The 17,177-nt window shown below is 67.2% G+C and carries 15 protein-coding genes and 1 tRNA gene; 7 read left to right on the top strand and 9 right to left on the bottom strand.

Annotation, left to right across the window (positions count from 1 at the left end; translation table 11 throughout):
• Positions 1 to 48: 48 nt before the first annotated feature.
• Positions 49 to 2,817, bottom strand: a complete 2,769-nt coding sequence (locus PROPJV5_RS07020) for a DUF1156 domain-containing protein (RefSeq protein WP_119715647.1) — start codon at positions 2,815 to 2,817, stop codon at positions 49 to 51.
• Between the two features lie 43 nt (positions 2,818 to 2,860).
• Complete coding sequence (locus PROPJV5_RS07015) at positions 2,861 to 6,373, bottom strand: helicase-related protein (RefSeq protein WP_119715646.1); 3,513 nt, start codon at positions 6,371 to 6,373, stop codon at positions 2,861 to 2,863.
• 92 nt (positions 6,374 to 6,465) lie between these two features.
• Here PROPJV5_RS07015 and PROPJV5_RS07010 point away from each other — a divergent pair, with 92 nt between their 5' ends.
• The 3 genes from PROPJV5_RS07010 to PROPJV5_RS07000 all read left to right on the top strand — a co-directional run bounded on the left by PROPJV5_RS07010 (position 6,466) and on the right by PROPJV5_RS07000 (position 8,392).
• Positions 6,466 to 6,696, top strand: coding sequence for a CopG family transcriptional regulator (locus tag PROPJV5_RS07010; RefSeq protein ID WP_119715826.1), 231 nt, complete (start codon positions 6,466 to 6,468; stop codon positions 6,694 to 6,696).
• Between the two features lie 154 nt (positions 6,697 to 6,850).
• Positions 6,851 to 7,180 (top strand): DUF3024 domain-containing protein, encoded by a 330-nt coding sequence (locus PROPJV5_RS07005; protein ID WP_119715645.1) that lies wholly within the window; start codon positions 6,851 to 6,853, stop codon positions 7,178 to 7,180.
• Between the two features lie 87 nt (positions 7,181 to 7,267).
• The gene (locus PROPJV5_RS07000; RefSeq protein ID WP_182858620.1) at positions 7,268 to 8,392 is read left to right on the top strand and encodes a DUF3039 domain-containing protein; all 1,125 of its coding nucleotides are present in this window, start codon (positions 7,268 to 7,270) and stop codon (positions 8,390 to 8,392) included.
• On the opposite strand, the gene PROPJV5_RS06995 is transcribed toward PROPJV5_RS07000, so the two are convergent.
• The 5 genes from PROPJV5_RS06995 to PROPJV5_RS06975 form a co-directional block, all read right to left on the bottom strand.
• Positions 8,381 to 8,815 carry a helix-turn-helix domain-containing protein gene (locus PROPJV5_RS06995; protein ID WP_119162173.1) on the bottom strand — a complete coding sequence of 145 codons (435 nt, stop codon included), beginning with the start codon at positions 8,813 to 8,815 and terminating at the stop codon, positions 8,381 to 8,383. The two genes, PROPJV5_RS07000 and PROPJV5_RS06995, sit on opposite strands and share 12 nt — an antisense overlap.
• A 628-nt stretch (positions 8,816 to 9,443) precedes the next feature.
• Positions 9,444 to 9,516 (bottom strand) — tRNA-Ala (locus PROPJV5_RS06990).
• A 232-nt stretch (positions 9,517 to 9,748) separates the two neighbouring features.
• Positions 9,749 to 10,531 (bottom strand): MFS transporter, encoded by a 783-nt coding sequence (locus PROPJV5_RS06985; protein ID WP_147385380.1) that lies wholly within the window; start codon positions 10,529 to 10,531, stop codon positions 9,749 to 9,751.
• A gap of 114 nt (positions 10,532 to 10,645) precedes the next feature.
• Complete coding sequence (locus PROPJV5_RS06980) at positions 10,646 to 11,350, bottom strand: GNAT family N-acetyltransferase (protein WP_220474377.1); 705 nt, start codon at positions 11,348 to 11,350, stop codon at positions 10,646 to 10,648.
• A complete protein-coding gene (locus PROPJV5_RS06975) occupies positions 11,347 to 12,636 on the bottom strand; it encodes a molybdopterin molybdotransferase MoeA (RefSeq protein ID WP_119715642.1) in 1,290 nt (429 codons plus the stop codon). The genes PROPJV5_RS06980 and PROPJV5_RS06975 overlap by 4 nt, the downstream gene beginning before the upstream one ends.
• Before the next feature lie 18 nt (positions 12,637 to 12,654).
• Here PROPJV5_RS06975 and PROPJV5_RS06970 point away from each other — a divergent pair, with 18 nt between their 5' ends.
• The 4 genes from PROPJV5_RS06970 (at position 12,655) to mscL (ending at position 15,149) form a co-directional block, all read left to right on the top strand.
• On the top strand, positions 12,655 to 13,329 hold the full coding sequence (locus PROPJV5_RS06970) for a 5-formyltetrahydrofolate cyclo-ligase (RefSeq protein WP_182858619.1): 675 nt from the start codon (positions 12,655 to 12,657) through the stop codon (positions 13,327 to 13,329).
• A 138-nt stretch (positions 13,330 to 13,467) separates the two neighbouring features.
• Positions 13,468 to 13,782: an FmdB family zinc ribbon protein gene (locus PROPJV5_RS06965; protein ID WP_119715640.1), complete on the top strand. Its 315-nt coding sequence runs from the start codon at positions 13,468 to 13,470 to the stop codon at positions 13,780 to 13,782.
• A 110-nt stretch (positions 13,783 to 13,892) separates the two neighbouring features.
• Positions 13,893 to 14,525, top strand: a complete 633-nt coding sequence (locus PROPJV5_RS06960) for an SAF domain-containing protein (protein ID WP_119715639.1) — start codon at positions 13,893 to 13,895, stop codon at positions 14,523 to 14,525.
• A gap of 225 nt (positions 14,526 to 14,750) precedes the next feature.
• Positions 14,751 to 15,149: a large conductance mechanosensitive channel protein MscL gene (mscL, locus tag PROPJV5_RS06955; protein WP_119715638.1), complete on the top strand. Its 399-nt coding sequence runs from the start codon at positions 14,751 to 14,753 to the stop codon at positions 15,147 to 15,149.
• 84 nt (positions 15,150 to 15,233) lie between these two features.
• On the opposite strand, the gene PROPJV5_RS06950 is transcribed toward mscL, so the two are convergent.
• A complete protein-coding gene (locus tag PROPJV5_RS06950) occupies positions 15,234 to 15,611 on the bottom strand; it encodes a hypothetical protein (protein WP_119715637.1) in 378 nt (125 codons plus the stop codon).
• On the bottom strand, positions 15,608 to 16,981 hold the full coding sequence (locus PROPJV5_RS06945) for a UTP--glucose-1-phosphate uridylyltransferase (protein ID WP_119715636.1): 1,374 nt from the start codon (positions 16,979 to 16,981) through the stop codon (positions 15,608 to 15,610). Before PROPJV5_RS06945 ends, PROPJV5_RS06950 begins: the two co-directional genes overlap by 4 nt.
• Positions 16,982 to 17,177: the final 196 nt, after the last annotated feature.

Here is a 17,177-nt window from a genome sequence, read left to right as displayed (position 1 = left end):
GCCATCCTTTTGGCCACGTGGGGGCTGGGACTGCTTCGTGGCCATGGCTTACTCTTCCTCGTTGAAGTCGAACGCCGCCTGTGCCGATCGGGAGCTCGGGTCGATGCGGCGGGCCTGCTCCGCTATGTCGCCCCAGGCGCTGACGAGGCCGTTGAACAGCAGCGCGTCCTTGGCCTGGTTCTTCTTCTCGGCCTCGTGGAACAGCAGGAAGCCCAGTTCCTTGACGGCGTCGAGGTTCACGTGGTCCCGCGCCTCGGCCAGTAGTTGGGCCACCGCGTCGGCTCCCTGATCGTCCATGACCGCGGCCAGGCGCACCGTGGCCTCCCAGACGCTCAGGCGTTCGTCGGACGCGGGGTTCCAGGCGTCCTGCAGCTCGGCCGGCGGCAGCAGCCGGGCCTTGCCGCCCTTGGCTTCGAAGATTCCGCCGCGTTCCAGCGCCCCGATGGAGGTGTCCGAGGCGCGGGCGAGCTGGTCGGCCATGCCCGAGCTCTCGGTGGCCCAGCCGTAGCTGCGGTACCACCTGACGGCGAAACGGGTGTCGGGGTCGAAGTCGGACTCCTGCTCACCGAGCACCTCGTCGAGGGTTGCGTTGATCAGCAGCAACGCGTCCTTCACGCTCATGTCGGAGCCGTCCGCCTCACGCACCCGCGCATACCGGGAGAACACCGAGATGCCGGGGCCGATGGCGGCCTGCGCCAGATCCACCGGAGCGATGGCGCCCTGCATGAGCGTGCGCAGTGCCCCCGGCAGTTCAGATTTGAGGCGAGCCACGAACGCCCGGCGGGTGGTGGACTCCGCATCGACGGGGCGGGGGCGGCAGGCCAGAACGATCGAGGACGCCAGAGCATTGGTGCCCTGAGAGAGCATCCGATTTGTCAGTTCGCTACGCATCGGCCACGTGGCGGTGATCTCCCAGCCGGCCTTGATGAGCCCGTCAAGAAGGGTGTGCCAGCCGGTGGACGAGGTACCATCGGCCTCCGCGTCCTGCTGTTTGTAGGCGTAGTACACCGTCATAGGCACCGCTTGGTTGTCGCCTTGGCGGACGCGAGCGAAGACGGAGTTGAAGCCGTCGATGAAGAACCGTTCCGCCCCTTCCTTGCCGTCGTGACGGTACGGATTGGCGACGAGTTCGTCGGCCTTGGGGGTGAGCATCGTGCTGACAACCGTCGGATGAATGTCCCTGAGTGAGCGGCGCAGCCAAACGTAGAAGAAATCCGACAAATCAGAGTAACCGATGTTGTCGTAGTAGGGCGGATCCGTCGAGACAACGAGGCCACTGTAGTCACGCTCCACAGCACTGATTTGTGCAGCAGTGCCACAGGCAGATGCTGGAACACACTCGAGAGCTTTGACAACCCATTCAACTTGACCAAGAAAATTACCCGAAGAACCCGAAAAAGGATTCACCTCGGCGTAATCCCAGACCATAGGAATGGCTTGCCTTGAAAAAATGTTACGGATCGTATCTCGCCCAGAATGCCAGCTACACATGGCATTGCAGTAGTCGACAGTACGACTCACCCCTAGCGCAAGGTACGTAGCCACCGCATCGGCGTAGGCTTGGGCGCCATTGCCACCAGCCTCAAGACGGTCTCCTGTTGGCAACCCCTTAGGCAGAGCATCATTCACTACTCGCTCCCGCGCCTCAGCGACGAGGTCACTGAGGGTCGTCATGGCCACGAGCTGGCGGTTCGTGAAAAGTTCGGAGAAGTATTTCTTCCCATAGGCCGGAGGCGAGAACCACCTGGGATTGGTTGCGATCTGGCCATCTACACTGATATCAGGACGTGCCACCTGCGCCGCAGCAACATGATCCTGCGATGGCGAGAAATACAAACGCCCCCGCTGCCCTTCTGCCACAATACCGATGAGATGGGATCCTATTCGACCATTGAGCCCCTCTTCTCGGATGTAGTCGTAGCTGAAGGGAGTTCCATCACCAACTGCTTTCGCACCTTTCCCATGCTTGATAGTCCACTCGTCCTCGCCGCGTGGCCCATCGGCGCTGTGCACTACCTCGTAGTGCACCTGTCCGCCCCGCACTGTGGCGCGCACCCAAGCCTCTTTGCCCTTCTTCTTGCTGAGCCACCACGAGTTCACCAGGGGCACCTCGATGGGGTTGGCCGGGTTGGGACTCTTGACGGTGCGCGCCCATTTCCAAGCGATGACGGTGTGCTCGGTTCCGTCGGGGGCGGTGACCTTCGGGTAGAGGTGACCGATGCGGCGCTCCGCCTCGTCGCGCATCCACTGCCCGTAGTAGCGCACGTCCGCGGCCAGCCCCTCCGCGCGCTGGTAGAGGCTCTGGTCGCGGGCGTCCGGGTTGACCGGGGCCATTCCTGCGAACTTGGGCGGGATCTCGATGAGCGCCTTGTTGATGAGCACGGCGAGGGGGTTGAGGTCGCTGGCGTGGGCCTCCAGGCCGAGCCGCTGCGCCTCCAGCGGGATGGAACCGCCACCGGCGAACGGGTCGAGCACCGGCGGGAGCCGGCCGTCGTTGCTCTTGCGGATCTCGTCACGAGCCTGGCGCAGCAGACCTTCGTCCCAGCTGTTCTCCCAGACCACCAGCTTCTCCATGAGCGCGTGCAGTCTCGCCCGCTCGGCATCCTGCTCCGCGGTCGTGGGGAATTCCTCGGGCCGGGAGGCGGGGTCGTCGACGAGTTGGGCGAACAGCACGGCACGGGCGGTGGCCAATGGTTTGCGGGACCAGTACAGGTGCAGGGTGGACGGGTGCCCGTGACGAATCGACTTCTCGCGGGCGGAGGCGGCGTTGATGGCCTCCAGCGGCAGGGAGGTCTCGATGAGTTTCTTCTTGGTCACGGGACTGCTTTCGTCGACGGTGAGATTGGGCGGCGGGGATGGATCATCGGGGCGGGCCGCCCCTGGTCCAGTAGCCGCGCCACTCCTCGTTGTAGGAGCGGGTGGTGGCGGACGGTTCGATGTGTGAGAAGGCCTGCGTCACGTAGCGGAGCCGGTCATGCCCGGGGCCGTCGGGTGAGACCTCGACCAGCGCCAGCCGGTGGCGGTCGCCCTGGGTCTGGGCGAAGGTGACCTCGTTGGTGGTGATCGTGAAGGTCTCGGCGCCGTGGATGCGGCCCTTCACCTCGATGTAGTGGGTGCGTCCGGCCTGGTCGATGGAGCGGATGTCGTAGCCGGGATTGTTGCGGGGCATCTCCACCGGCGTACGCCCCAGGGCGCGTTCCGCGGCGAGCACCGCCTCGACGGCGCGGCGTTCCACCTGCTCGGTCTCGTGGGCGAACACGCCGGGGCTGGGTGCGAGCATGCGGGAGGGGACGATGAGTGCCGTGCCGCGGATCACCGAGGGCACGGCGACGAGATTCGTCACCTGGTCGAGTTCGTGAAGGCGCCGGTCGAGCCGGTCGTCGAGCTGGCGGGCCCTCGCCAGCGCGGTCTCGGCCCGCAGCCGGCCGATGACCCCGGAGCGCTCCAGGGCGTCGAGGCGGTTGTACTCGGCGTCCCAGTGGTTGACCTCGGCCAGCAGCCGGTCCTTGACCTGCACCCGGGTGCGGGCCGCCTCGGCCTCCAGCCGGGCCCTGACCTCTTCCATCCTGGGCAAGAGCCCCTCGCGGTAGGCGTGTGCCCGCACCGCCTTGTCGTGGCTCTGACGCACCCACTCGCCGCGAATCACCGCTGCGATGGCCTCACGTTCGCCCGCGCGCGGGGACTCGTAGTCGAGGTAGGGCGGGGCCGGTGAGACGGTGACCGTGCCGTCGCGGGCCAGGAGCGGGTAGTCGAAGTGATGTGAGACGGTGTCGGCCTTCGATGTGGCGTTGTGGATGCGCTGCTCGACGGTGTACATGAGCATGGGCGTCTCGGCCTGGGTGCTGCGGCGGTCCACCAGGACGGTGCCGGCGGACAGGGCCTCGCCGAGGTCGGCGATGGTGGCCTCGATCACGGCGCCCAGCAGCGGATGGCCGGGGGCGATGAGGGAGGCGGTGGGGCGCCCGTCGACCCTGACCCGCTCCAGTTCGAAGGTGACGCGTTCGTAGGAGTCCGCGACCGGCGCCCACCGGTTGGCGCGCCGCGCGATGCCCACGAGGCGCTCGGGGACGCGGGTGATCTGGTAGCGGCCGCTCTCGCGCCGTCGGATGCGGCCGCCGAGCCGCTCGAATGCGGACAGGAAGAAGGCGGCGATGTAGCCGGGTTGCAGGCGTCGTTCCCTGGCCAGCTCCATGCGGGCCCGTACCGCGTCCAGGTCGAGGGCGCTGAACATCTGGGGGTGCAGGGCCCGTTCGCGTATCATCTCGCCCAGGCCGGCCGAGACCCCGGCGTCGATGATCTTGCCCAGCCTGGCCTTGACCTCGGGCTGGTCGCCGTAGCGGATGGCCTCGATGAGCAGATCGCGCAGTGAGCGCTCCTGGAAGGCGTCGCGCTCCCCCAGCACGTTGAACAGGTTGCCGTCGTAGGCCTTGCCCATCTGGTCGATCTTGCTGAGCAGGCGGTTGAACACGTCGCCCTCGCGGGTGTCGGAGGCCACCAGGTTCCACAGGTGGCAGACCTCGCGCTGGCCGATGCGGTGGATGCGTCCGAAGCGTTGTTCGATGCGGTTGGGGTTCCACGGCAGGTCGTAGTTCACCATGAGGTGGGCGCGTTGCAGGTTGAGGCCCTCGCCTGCGGCGTCGGTGGCCAGCAGCACCACGGTCTCGGGACTGTGGGTGAACTGCTCCTGGGCGGCCTTGCGGTCCTCGCGGCTGGTGCCGCCGTGGATGGTGATCACGGCGTCGGCGCGGCCGAGCTGGGCGGTGATCCTGCCGTGCAGGTAGTCGAGGGTGTCGCGGTGCTCGGTGAAGATGATGATCTTGCGGGCCGCACCCGTTGTGTCATGGGACAGCAGTTGTTCGTCGAGGATGGCGCGCAGCTGCGCCCACTTCTTGTCGACGTCCTGGAGCCGGACGCGGCGGGCCACCCGGATGAGGTCCTCCAGGATGGTGATCTCGGCGCGGAGCTCGTCGATGGTCTGGGCCGCGGTCGCGCGGTCGACGACCTCGTTCATGCCGGCCTCGAACTCTGCACGCTCCTCCCAGGTGGTCTCCTCGTCGACGTCATCGAAGTCCTCGACCGACAGGGCGGGCAGGGACGCGTCGAGCACATCGTCGACGGCGCGTCTGGTCTCGCGGAGCCGGGCCTCCAGCCTTGCCTGGCGGCGTTCCAGTGAACGCAGGATGGCCTCGGGGCTGGACGCCAGGCGGCGTTGCAGCACGGTGAGGGCGAAACCGACGTTGTTACCGCGTTTGCGGTCGCCCGCCTGGGCGATCCGCTCGGCGCGGCCCATCTCGGTGCGGACGTAGTCGGTGACCTGTTCGTAGAGGTCTCGTTCGGCCGGGCTCAGCTCGAAGGCGACGGTGTAGGCGCGGCGCTCCGGGAACAGGGGCTTGCCGTCGAAGGTCAGCAGGTCTTCCTTGACCATCCGGCGCATCAGACCCTGGGTGTCGGTGCGGTGAATGCCCTCACGGAACTTGCCCTCGAACCGGTCCCGGTCGAGCAGGGACATGAACAGCTGGAAGTCCTCCTCCTTGCCCGCGTGCGGGGTGGCGGTCATGAGCAGGTAGTTGTTCGCGGTCTCCGACAGGAGCCGGCCCAGTTTGAAGCGTTTCGTCTCGTCGACCTCGCCGGCCCATGACGAGTAGTGGGCGCTCATCCGGTGCGCCTCGTCCACCACGGCTACGTCCCAGGCGACATCGGAGAGTTGTTCCATCAGCTCCGGGCTGCGGGAGATCTGGTCCATCCGCACGATGAGCAGATCGTGCTCGGCGAAGACGTTGCGGCCCTGGGCGTCGTCGACCATGTGGTGGTTGAACACCTCGAACCGCAGGTCGAACTTCGTGGCCAGTTCCTCACGCCACTGCTCCACCAGGCCGCCGGGGGCGACGACGATGGCCCGCTCGCAGTCCGAGCGCAGGATCAACTCCTTGATGTACAGGCCCGCCATGATGGTCTTGCCCGCGCCGGGATCGTCGGCCAGCAGGAAGCGGAGCGGGACGCGCGGCAGCAGTTCCTCGTAGACGGCCCTGATCTGGTGCGGGAGCGGGTCGACGTCGGAGCTGTTGACCGCGGCCATCGGATCGTAGAGCGCGGCGTACTTGATGCGCTGGGCCTCGGCCGCCAGACGGAACTCGTCGGGGTCGGCGTCGAAGGCCGGTGTCGAGTCCTCCGCCGAGACCTCGGTGAGGGCGGCCGCGTCGGCGCCCGTCACCATGTGGGCGCCGCTCTGGCCGCTCTCGTCGCGGTAGAAGACCTCCACCAGCCCGTCGTCAATGGGGTCGACAGCGACCACGGTGACGACCTGACCCGGCACCAGGCCGCGAAGGCGCTGGCCAGCGTGCAGTGCCCCCAGACTCAGGATCGTGTCTGTCATGGGGCACCACCTTCCGGGCTCAAGTCGATAGATCATGATATGACCGGGCACCGACATTCGGTTCAGTGTCTGTGCCGCTCATACTGGTTGACATGAGGACGATGGTGCAGCTGGACCCCGAGGTCACTGCGGCAGCCGAGCGGCTGAGGCGGGAACGTCACATCAGTCTTGGCGAGGCGGTCAACGAGCTAGCTCGTGCGGGCTTGGCCCGTGGGGCGATGGCGACCAAGCGATTCCAGCAGCGGACGGTGCGTGTCGGGCTGAAGCTTGATGCCACGAACGTCGCTGACGCCCTTGAGCTACTCGATACCGACCAGGCGTAGGCCGCTGCAGTCATCCGCCATCACTTGACGGTTGAGGTTTGACCCAGCCACGCGTGTGCCGAACCTCAGCCGCGAAATGACGCCGGGACCTGCTCACCACACACCGCTGATCACCTATTCCCCCGACCGGCTCTAACGCCGGTAGCGTTGAGACATGGCTCTTCCCGACATCGACCTCGTGCGCATCCGTCGCTGGTGCGATGCCCATGTACCCAAACAGCTGTGGGAGCAAGTCAAGATCGAAGCCGACGTCGAAGCTCGCCACGTCACGATTGTCGAAGTCCGCCCACCCTGGGACGGCCAAGGCGACCACACTCGATTCCCCATCGCCAGACTCCGATACACCCAGACCACCGGCTTGTGGAGCCTGTACTGGCGCGACCAGAACCTCAAATTCCACGCCTACGACATCCCGCCAACGCCCACCGTCCAAGTGCTCCTCGACTACATCGACGACAGCGGCGACCCCATCTTCTTCGGCTGAACGCAGCTACGTGGCAACCCTGCCCCCTTGCGCTCCCTGAGCCGGGCTGGTGTGGGGTGTCGGCCGATAGACTCGATGCGCACGACAGTGAGCACAGGGGTGGCGATGGAATTTTCGGACGGGCACAGGCAGCCTCGGCCCACGTATCGCGTCCTCAAGAGCCTGCCTCAGGAGAGTTTTGCCAATGAGCGCCAGCGCAGCAGCATTCGGCTCTTTGTCCAGGATCCGACGAGCCCCGTGCGTCTCTATGACCTCGATCAGCCCTTGCTGAACGATGCGCGGTCATACTTCCCCGACCGCACCCCGGATCGGCATTCGGAAGCGTCCAAATCAGCAAGACAGCCTGTCTTCGAAGTTCGGGACCGTGACGGCGCGGGCTGGCGCGGAGCCATCATCACCGACGATGCCGGTGATCCCTGGCTCATCTACGCCGACCGCCATGATCACTTCCACGCCCACGTCGCCGATGCCGTGTCGGCCACCGTGTCCCAGGCCACGGGCTCTGCCCCACTTGACAACAAGAAACCGACTCGGGCCGACTACAAGATCCGCGACCGCGAGGAACGCCTGGTTGTGGAACTGCTCTGGCGGGGCGAGGTCATCAACCGTGTCATTGTCGGAATCGCAGAGGCGCTGAAAAGCTCAGGACCGACCCCTGTCGAACTCCCTGCCGCTCCGGGGCAACCGCTGACAGCCAGCCTGACCATCAACTTCGAGGACCACGAGCCACCACAAGTGACGAGCGGTGGACTCGAGCTCGAGCAATCCTCAAGCCTTGCCACCGTCGAATTGAAGTGCTTCGGGCCCAGCCACAGGGCTATCGACGCCGCACTTCAGGAGATTCTTCCGTTCATTCACAGCGAGACGTGCCCTCCCGACGCTCACTACGACCTCGACGGGAACATGGTCGTGTGGCTGACCGTCAGCCACACGAAACTTGCCCAGATCATGGCAGCCTCGGAACTAGCCGATCCGCAGACCGGGCTTCCTGCCGTAGAGCCTCAGCCGTTGACACATCTGCACTACGTCTCGCGCACTGGCCTGACTGAGGCCATCATCAAAGGGCTACCGCAGCGAGGGGTGTGTGGACTGTGGTTCGTCCCCACTCAAGATGAGGGGTGCAATCTTCCCGTGTGCCCGGACTGCGAGCGCCAACTACCGACAGCACAACGAGTCGCCGACCTCATCCGGCGGCACCTGTCAGTCCAGTGAGGCCAGCTCTGCCAGATCCTCATCGGTGAGTACGGCAGCCTCGTCCATTGCTTCAGAGATCGCGGCTTCACGGTTGGCAAGCACGGAACTGATGTGGGCGTTGGCACGCTCGTGACGGGTGATGTAGTCGACCAGGTCAGCCATCGCGACACGACGGTGACTACCCACCATGCGGAACGCGAGGATGCCACGATCCATCAACTTGACCGCGTAGGGACGGGAGACCTTCAAGATGTCGGCCACCTCGTTGGGCGTGAGTTCCTTGTCAGCATCAAGCAGCGCAACGTCAACGCCACGCTCAACAGCACTCACCAGCTGCGTCAACACAGCAGACAGGGCGGTGTCGCCAAGCCGATCAGCCAGCGAGCGCACCATCTCGACATCACCGCGATCGACCGCTGTTGCGTGCAGCACCGTGGGCATCCTCAACCCCTCCACCCATCTGAAACAACTGAATCAGGTGCAATAACTGTACAGGTTGAAGAGGGGTGATCTCAACCCGTTTCGCCTCCTCGGACCCAAGCTCCTGGTCGTGCTCGGAGTTGCTATTTTTCCTTGTCAGAGCGTGTATGGGCACATGAGTGACGCAACCGCACCTACCGTTACCAGAACCGCATGGCCGGTCACGGTGGTGTGTGGGGTCTGTGGACGCATCTACCTGCCCCAGAGTGATCGCTTGTCGTGCCGCTCATGATTGGGAGTGCCATCGGAGGCGGAAAGAACCTGCTTTTCGGGTCCTTCGTTGTCAAGGCTGGCAAGACGATCCTGGTCTCCACACCAGCCACATGGCCGAAGCCCGATTCATCCGACATCCTCGAAATTGGGCCCTTGGACGAGAGCGATCCCTGATCACGAGCGCACCACCCAACAGCGTGATGCGCACGCCAGCACATGATCTCACCCCACAGCGGGGGTAACTCTCGCGCGCAAAAACCGATCTGACTAGGTATTTTGCACCAAAAACAAGACCTCTCACGCGCAGAACTCAAATGGCACACACATGAAAAATGCCTGCTGACGCGTCAATATATCAGCGCCAGCAGGTATTCAGTGGAGCTAGGGGGATTCGAACCCCCGACCTTCTCATTGCGAACGAGACGCGCTACCAACTGCGCTATAGCCCCTCGTACCGGACTCCCTGCGAAGCGCCGGAGCACGTCAGAGCCTAGCACCAGCAGGGGCCCTGACCCAAGGTGAGGACCCCGCCGGTCGGTCTCGGTCGCGCGGACGGCCCGCGCCAGAAAAACGCCTGCGGCTGTCGTTCACGCCGCCGGAGCGGCGACCGCCGGGACGCCTCCATCGCGACGGTCCGCGGCTGGCAGGCGCTCAGAGGGGAACTTCGCCAAACCCGGTGGCTCACTCTCCGACGGCGCGCGGACGATCGTCCTGCTCCTCGTCCCCGCGCCCCTCGCCCTGCGGGGGCTCGGCGACGACGGGCACCTGCGGGGCCGCGACCGGCGGCACCGGGGCGGACAGGTCGATGGTGCGCACCGAGCGCGGCACGAGCGGCTTCGACACGTAGGTGGGCGGGGTGACGGCGATGGGTTCCCACAGCGAGCCGATGGACGAGGCCATCGGGAGTTCCAACGAGATCGAGATCTCGGTGTCCTCGTCGTGCACATCGGTCAGGTCGACCGTGTTCACGGCGACCGTGTCCTCGGACCAGTCCTGGTCCTGGTACACCGAGTCGAGCTTCGCGTCGATCATGGCGTCGACGGTGCGCACGCTGATGCGGCTGACCACGACGAAGACGCCCAGCAGTGCGACGCCGATGAGCGAGAGCCACCACGGCGCCGAGGTCACCACCGCGATGACGACCGAGGCGATCATGAGGACGAGCGAGCCGACGAGCCCGAGACGGCGGCGGCGCTCCGCGGTCTGCGCCGCGCGCCTCACCTCGAACATGACGGCCTCGCGCTGGAGAGGCGTCGAGATCTGGAGTGCGGGATCGTTGAGTTCGCTGAAATCGGGCTTCACCGTGCCCTTGCTGTGTCGCACGACGCGCATCGACTCGGTGAAGTCGCTCATCCGGGCATCACGCACCGTCAGACGCGGGTCCTTGTGCAGCACGAATCGTGGAACCAGATACGCCAGCCAGCCGGCGACGATCGCCAGCCAGATCAATCCAGTAACACCCACGAGGAACAAGTTAGGGGTTCAGCCCCAAGTCACCGGCGCTTACACGCCGCCACCGGGTTCATCGCGTCCCTGTGAAAACCCCCACAGGTTCACCCTAGGGTCCTGCCGACGCTCTCAGTCAGGCTGCCAATCCGGCGAGAGGCTGCGGGTCAGCAGCCGGTGCAGCTCACCGTTCGCCGGGCGTTCCTCGGCGGTCCGGACGTAGACGTCGTGGTCGCGCCAGTCGCCGTTGATATGCAGATAACGCTGCCGCAGCCCCTCGTAGCGCCAGCCGAGCTTGGCGACGACCCGGTGGCTCGGCCCGTTCTCGGGTCGGATGCAGATCTCGAGGCGGTGCAGGCCGACGACGCCGAAGCAGAAGTCGGCGGCCATGGCGACACCTCTCGGCGTGTAGCCGCGTCCGGCGTGCCCCTTGTCGATCCAGTAGCCGATCGAGGCCTGCTGGGCGGCTCCGTAGGTGACGCCGGCGACGGTGATCTGCCCGATGATCGGTGCGTTCATGAGGGCCCGGGCGCTGGTCCGGCCGGTCTCGTCCAAGGCGAGGGCCCAGCCGAAGGTCGAGCCCTCGCGCCCCGCGCGCCGGTAACGGCGGACGAGCTGGCCGAAGTCGAGCGGGGTCTCACGCGAGTCGGCCGGCAGGGTCGAGTCCCAGGGTCCGGTCCAGTCGCGGTTGACGGCCCGCAGCCGGGTCCACTGGCCGGCGTCACGGGATCGCAGCGGGCGCAGCACGAGGCCGTCGTGGTGCAGGACGACCGGCCACCCGGGGCCTGCTGCCATGGTGGCGGCGCCCACGTGGTCGGCGTCTGGGGAACGGGTCACCTGTCTCCGAACGCCACGAAGTCGATCAGGTCGCCGGCCTGCGCCGACGCGCTGCCCTCGCCGAGCACGAGGAAGCCGTCGCAGTGGGCGACCGGCCCCAGGCTGCCGGGCCGGCCGGTCAGTGGCAGCGCGTGCAGCCCGTCCGGGGTGCTCATGACCTGTGCGGGGATGTACTCGCAGACGCCGCTCTCGCCGCTCACCGGCGCATCGAGCCTCACCTGCGTGGCGGCGCGTTCATGGTCGGTGCCCATGAGCGCGGCGATGGCCGGGCGTCCGAATGCCTCGTACCCGGTGTAGGCGCTCGCCGGATCGGAGCCGAGCATGAGGACCGGCACGTGGTCCGCGCCGATGAGGCCGAAGCCCATGACCGGGCCGGGGCGCAGGGCGATCGCCGAGAAGTCGACCGGGCCGAGCCCGGTGAGGGCCTCGGCGAGCAGACCGTCGGCGCCCTGCTCGATGCCTCCGAGGGTGATGAGCAGGTCGGCGCGGATGAGCTGGTCGGTGACGGCCTCGGCGACGGCGGCCGCGTCCTGTGCGACGGATTCCTCGCGCCACACCTGGGCACCGGCGTCGCGGGCGGCGGAGGCCACCATGAACGAGGCGGCGTCGCGGTGCTGTTGGGCGGTCACCTCGAAGGCCTGGCTGAGCCGGCCCTTCTCGTGCAGCGCCAGGACGACGACGCGCGGGCGGGGGCGGCACAGCACCTTGTCGAAGCCGGCGCCGCCGATGAGGCCGAGCAGCCTCGGGTCGAGGGTCGTCCCCGCCTTGGCGATGACCGAGCCGTCCGCGACGTCGGAGCCGACCTGGCGGACGTTGGCGCCCGCCTCGACCGAGCACCTCACGAGCAGGTTCTCGCCGTCGATGACGTCGGCGGCGTCGAGCGGCACGACGGCGTCGGCGCCCGGAGGCATCGGGTGGCCGACGAGCACCGGAACGGCCGAGGCCTCCTCGTGCACGTCGGAGGTGATCGTGAGGACGACACCCGCCTTGGGGTCGACGTCACGTACGTCGACCGAGATCACCGCGTAGCCTTCGCAGGCGGCCTCGGGCAGGGCCGGCAGGTCGCCGTCGGCGAGCAGGTCCTCGCACAGGTTCAGGCCCGAGGCGTCGAGGAGGTTCATGCCGAAGGGCATGAGTGGTTCGATCATCGAGCAGATCCAGTCGCGCTGGTCCTCAACCGTTCGGGCCCCGTGCGGTCCGGGCGCGGGGGCGGGGGCGAGCTGCTTCACCTCTGGCTCCGCCGGCTTCACCGCCACGGACTTCTTGCTACGACCGAAAAGTGCCATGGTCCTTACGATATGTGCATGCCTCAGCTCAGTCCCGACGGACGCACCGCGCGGCGGCTCCCCACCGGCGGGGACGCAGCGGCCGGGAACGACCCGGCCGGGCTGAAAACGACGATCCGCCGGGCGGCCCGGCAGGCGCGCAGCGCCGTCACCGGGGCCCAGCGCCGGGCCGACGACCGCGCCCGCACCCGGCTGGCACTCGGACTCATCCGCCACGACCTCGCGCCCGGCTCGGTCGTCGCCTGCTACCTGTCGGCGGCCGGCGAGCCGGACACCCTGGAACTGGTTGAGGCCCTGCGGGCCGAGGGCTATCGGGTGCTCGTGCCGGTTCTCGGCAGGCTCCCCGACGGCGCCGTCCGCCACGACGTCAACTGGGCCTGGTACGAGGGGCCGCATGCCCTGGCACCGGGGTTGCGGTCGATCCCCGACCCGACCGGGGAGGCCCTGCCGGCCAGCGCGCTCGCCCAGGCCGACCTGGTGCTCGTCTCGGCCCTCGCGGTGGGGCTGGACGGCAGCCGGGTCGGCACCGGCGGCGGCTGGTACGACCGGGCCCTCGAACACGCCAGGCCCGCAGTGCCCTGCTGGGCGCTGGCCAACGACACCGAGGTGGCCGACCGGCTGCCCAGCGAACCGCACGACCACCCGATGAGCGGTTTCATCACGAGCAGCCGCGCCCAGCCGACCCCGGTCTGAGGGCCCGTCGCATTCGTCCGCGGCCTGCCGACCGGTCGCCCCGGTCCGTTCCGCGGCGACCGGTTTCAGCCGCGGCCGCGACGCGCGTAGGATTGCCCCGGCCCGCGCACCCTGCCGGGCCTGTGAGGACGAGAGAACATGCCCACCTACCAGTACCACTGCAACGACTGCAACAACGATCTCGAGGTCGTTCAGAAGTTCACGGACGACGCCCTCACCGTCTGCCCGAACTGCCAGGGGCACCTGCGCAAGGTGTACAGCGCCGTCGGCGTGGTCTTCAAGGGTTCGGGCTTCTATGCCACCGACAACCGTTCGAAGGGCGCCACCTCGGCCGCTCTTCCCGCCTCCGACCACCAGGGCTCGGACTCGAACAGTTCCTCCACGGCCTCATCGACCTCGACCGACTCCACCGCCAGCAGCTCCGCCTCGACCACGAGCGATTCGGCCGCCTGATTCCCCTCTCCTGGCGCCACGGCACGGCGAACCGTGGCCGTGCCCGGACGCGCCCTTGAAACCCCTGTGGACAACTGCCTGCCGTGGGGTCCGCCGCACACACTGCGGGCATGAACCCCGGCAGATGGATCTCCTCGTTCCTGCGAGCAGTGCGCTGGCACCGTCGCGGGCTGGCCGTCATCGCTGCGTCCTGCGCGCTGGTCTTCGCCCTGGCCGCCCTGTCCCCCGGCTCGGGCCCGACCCGGTCGGTGGTCGTCAGTGCCCGTCCGCTGGCCGCCGGTGTCGTGATCGGCGCCGATGACGTCGCCCTCGCCGAACTGCCCGCTCAGGTTGTGCCGGACTCCGCGGTGACCGACCCGTCCCAGGTGGTCGGGCAGGTCCTCGCCGTGCCACGCCCCAGCGGCGCGACGCTGCTCGGCGAGGACATCGTCACATCCTCACTCGTCTCGACGGCCGACGGGCTGTCGCTGGTGCCCTTCCGCATCTCCGACGAGGGCATCGCGTCGATCCTCGCGGTCGGCGATCTCATCTCGGTCGTGGCGCTGGGGCCGGAGGGCCAGCCGGTCCCGGTCGTCAACCATGTCCGCATCGCCGCGCTGCCCACGCCGCAGGCCTCTGGTTCGTTCAGCGGTTCGAGTTCCGGCGGCGCCCTCATCATCGTGGCCGCCGAGGCGGATCAGGCGAGCACGCTGGCGGCCGCCTCGGCATCCTATGACTTGAGCATCATCCTGGAAGCACCCTGAGTTTTCGGCGCCCGATCCCCCAGGATACGGACAAAACACCTTGTCGCAAGGCGATCATGTCACTCTGCGGCGCCCGTGGGGCAGCGTGGTCATCCTCTCTAGACTTCTTGAATTGGGAATGTTCGGCCCCCTGCAGGGGTTGAAGACCCCGGTTGGGCACTAGTCACTCCGGCGTGCCGTCACGCCATGTCCATTCCAGTTCACATCCACGTCACGAGGAGAACCATGCAGGGTTTCAAAGATTTCATCATGCGCGGCAACCTGATCCAGACCGCCGTCGCCTTCATCATCGGCACCGCGTTCGCCGCCGTCGTCTCCACCTTCACCAACGTCCTTCTGAGCCTCATCTCGCTCGTCCTGGGCGGCAGGGAACCCAACTTCGACAACTGGGCTCCCGGCGGCATCCCGGTCGGCACCTTCCTGACCGCGCTCATCTCGTTCCTGATGGTGGCCGCCGTGATCTACTTCGCGGTCGTCAAGCCGACGAACGCCCTGATGGACCGCCTGAAGAAGGATGAGGACGAGGATCCCGCCCCGACAGAGGCCGAGCTGCTCACCGAGATCCGCGACCTGCTCGCCACCGAGGGCGGCGCCAAGCGTTCCGCCGCCGACTCCCAGGCCTGACCAGCACGACGAGGGGCTCCGGGCCATGTGCCCGGGGCCCCTCTCGCGTGCCCGCACGTCCCGATCGTCCCCGACCGGTGGGGCTCACCCGACATCCCCGTGGTGGGGCGGGCGTTCATTCATGAGGCGCAGGTCCTCGCGGTCGAACGGGCGCGTGTGGTCCCTCACACCGGCGTCCACCGCGTCGAGGTCGAGCAGCGACTCGCACTGCCTGACCCAGGCGTGCAGCTGGGCGAATCCGGCGCCCGCCCTGATCTCGGCCGGAACTGTCAGCGGCCAGCGCCGGGCCTCCGCGCGGCAGGTGTCCCGGAACGCGCGGAGTCTCGCCGCAGTCCATCCCGTCTCACTCAGGCGGGCGACGAGGGCGGCCGGGGAGCCGACCCCGCCCGTATCGATGTCGGCGGCCGACTCGCCGCCCAGGGCGTAGGCCGTGGCCGTCACGAGCTGCGGTTCAGCGTTCACCTGCCCTGCAGCACCTCACCATCGGCTATCACGCCGCCCTCGTCGCCGAGGGTGACGTCACCAACCACCTGGACCCCGGCGCCGAAGGTCCAGTCGCCGGTGACGGTCAGCGAACCCGCCTGCCGCAGGCCCACCGAGTGGGGGATGCGTTTGTCGAACTCGCGAACGAACTTGTAGGCCGGGCCGAGGTCGATCCCGGGGATGCGTTCGACCTGGGCCCTGAGGACGCCGTCGTCACCGATCTCGTACACGTCTGAGCGCAGCAGGAGCAGCTCGTTGGTCTTCTTGACCGGCACGAACCGGTCGCGGACGACCCGGAGCACCCTGGCGTCGTCGAACAGCTCGACGGCCGCGCCCATGGCGCTCTCGATCTGGATGACCTCGGGGCTCGAGGGGTCCTTGGGGTCGACGGTCTTGACGTTGCGGATGAGCGGCAGGTCGAGGACTCCACCGGTCTCGTCGAGTTTGGATTTGAGGGCCTCGAGGTTCCACCACAGGTTGTTGGTGTTGAAGTAGCGGTGCACCGTCTCGTCGGTGAAGTAGGCCATGTCCTCATCGGAGGTCTGCGCGGTGTCGCGCAGCACGATCCTGTCGTCCTCCTTGCGGATGGCGAGGTGACCGCCCTTGCGGTCATTGGGCGTGCGCTCGCACACCTCGGAACACCAGGAGGCGCCCGTGGCGGCGAACCAGCCTGCGATCGTCGCGTCGGGTACGGCGCCGAGGTTGTCGGAGTTGGCGACCGCCGCATACCGGTAGCCGGCTTCGAGCAGCATGTCGAGCAGACCGCTGTCGTAGAGCGACGCGTAGATGTCGCCGTGCCCGGGCGGGCACCACTCGAGCCCGGGATCGGTCGGCCATTCGGCGGGGGTGAGGTCGCCGGCCCAGAGCTTGGGCTCCTTGCTCTGCAGGAAGTCCAGCGGCAGGTCGCCGACGGGCAGATCGGGGTACTTCGCCAGGGCGGCGATCGTGTCGTCGTGGGTGTTGAAGGAGTCCATGAGCAGCAGCGGCAGGCGCGCCCCGTAGGTCCGGCGCGCGGCCAGTACCTGGGCGACGATGATGTCGAGGAAGTTGCGGCCGTCACGCACCTCGAGAAGGGTCTTGGCCCGGGACAGACCCATCGAGGTGCCGAGCCCGCCGTTCAACTTGATGAAGACCGTCTGGTCGAGAGCCTGCCTGGCCTGCTCATCACTGACGCGGATGTCCTCGATGCCCGGCACGTCATCGACCGGGCGGATGGAGTCCTCGCTGATGAGGCCCGTGGCTCCGGACGCCACCTGCTCGTAATGGTGGCTGAACACGTCAACGGCGGTACGACCGACCCCTGCGTCGATCATCTTCTGCCTGGCCTGCTGGAGTCCTTGCTCACTCATGCCCACAGCCTAACCAGTGGGCTGCATCACCGTCGTGTCGTCCCCGCGCAGACCACAACCGGCGCCTGGGGAATTTGGGCATAAAAGAAGACGACGCCCGCTGAGGAGCCGAAGCCGTCTGCCCACCCCCAGGAGACCTACAACAGCAAGGCGTCGTCTCCGGTAACGATCATAGAGCCCGCCGAACCCGAGACAA

The sequence above is a fragment of the Propionibacterium ruminifibrarum genome (genome assembly GCF_900289195.1).
GTDB classification, from domain to species: domain Bacteria; phylum Actinomycetota; class Actinomycetes; order Propionibacteriales; family Propionibacteriaceae; genus Propionibacterium; species Propionibacterium ruminifibrarum.
The sequence above is the reverse complement of the archived record's forward strand: the minus strand, read 5'-3'. Positions and strand labels throughout refer to the sequence as shown.

Excerpts from the sequence above, each read along its gene's own strand:
- PROPJV5_RS07015 (WP_119715646.1), bottom strand. The coding sequence starts at position 6,373 with ATGACAGACACGATCCTGAGTCTGGGGGCACTGCACGCTGGCCAGCGC.
- PROPJV5_RS07010 (WP_119715826.1), top strand. The coding sequence starts at position 6,466 with ATGAGGACGATGGTGCAGCTGGACCCCGAGGTCACTGCGGCAGCCGAG.
- PROPJV5_RS07005 (WP_119715645.1), top strand. The coding sequence starts at position 6,851 with ATGGCTCTTCCCGACATCGACCTCGTGCGCATCCGTCGCTGGTGCGAT.
- PROPJV5_RS06995 (WP_119162173.1), bottom strand. The coding sequence starts at position 8,815 with ATGCCCACGGTGCTGCACGCAACAGCGGTCGATCGCGGTGATGTCGAG.
- PROPJV5_RS06975 (WP_119715642.1), bottom strand. The coding sequence starts at position 12,636 with ATGGCACTTTTCGGTCGTAGCAAGAAGTCCGTGGCGGTGAAGCCGGCG.
- PROPJV5_RS06970 (WP_182858619.1), top strand. The coding sequence starts at position 12,655 with ATGCCTCAGCTCAGTCCCGACGGACGCACCGCGCGGCGGCTCCCCACC.
- PROPJV5_RS06965 (WP_119715640.1), top strand. The coding sequence starts at position 13,468 with ATGCCCACCTACCAGTACCACTGCAACGACTGCAACAACGATCTCGAG.
- PROPJV5_RS06960 (WP_119715639.1), top strand. The coding sequence starts at position 13,893 with ATGAACCCCGGCAGATGGATCTCCTCGTTCCTGCGAGCAGTGCGCTGG.
- mscL (WP_119715638.1), top strand. The coding sequence starts at position 14,751 with ATGCAGGGTTTCAAAGATTTCATCATGCGCGGCAACCTGATCCAGACC.
- PROPJV5_RS06945 (WP_119715636.1), bottom strand. The coding sequence starts at position 16,981 with ATGAGTGAGCAAGGACTCCAGCAGGCCAGGCAGAAGATGATCGACGCA.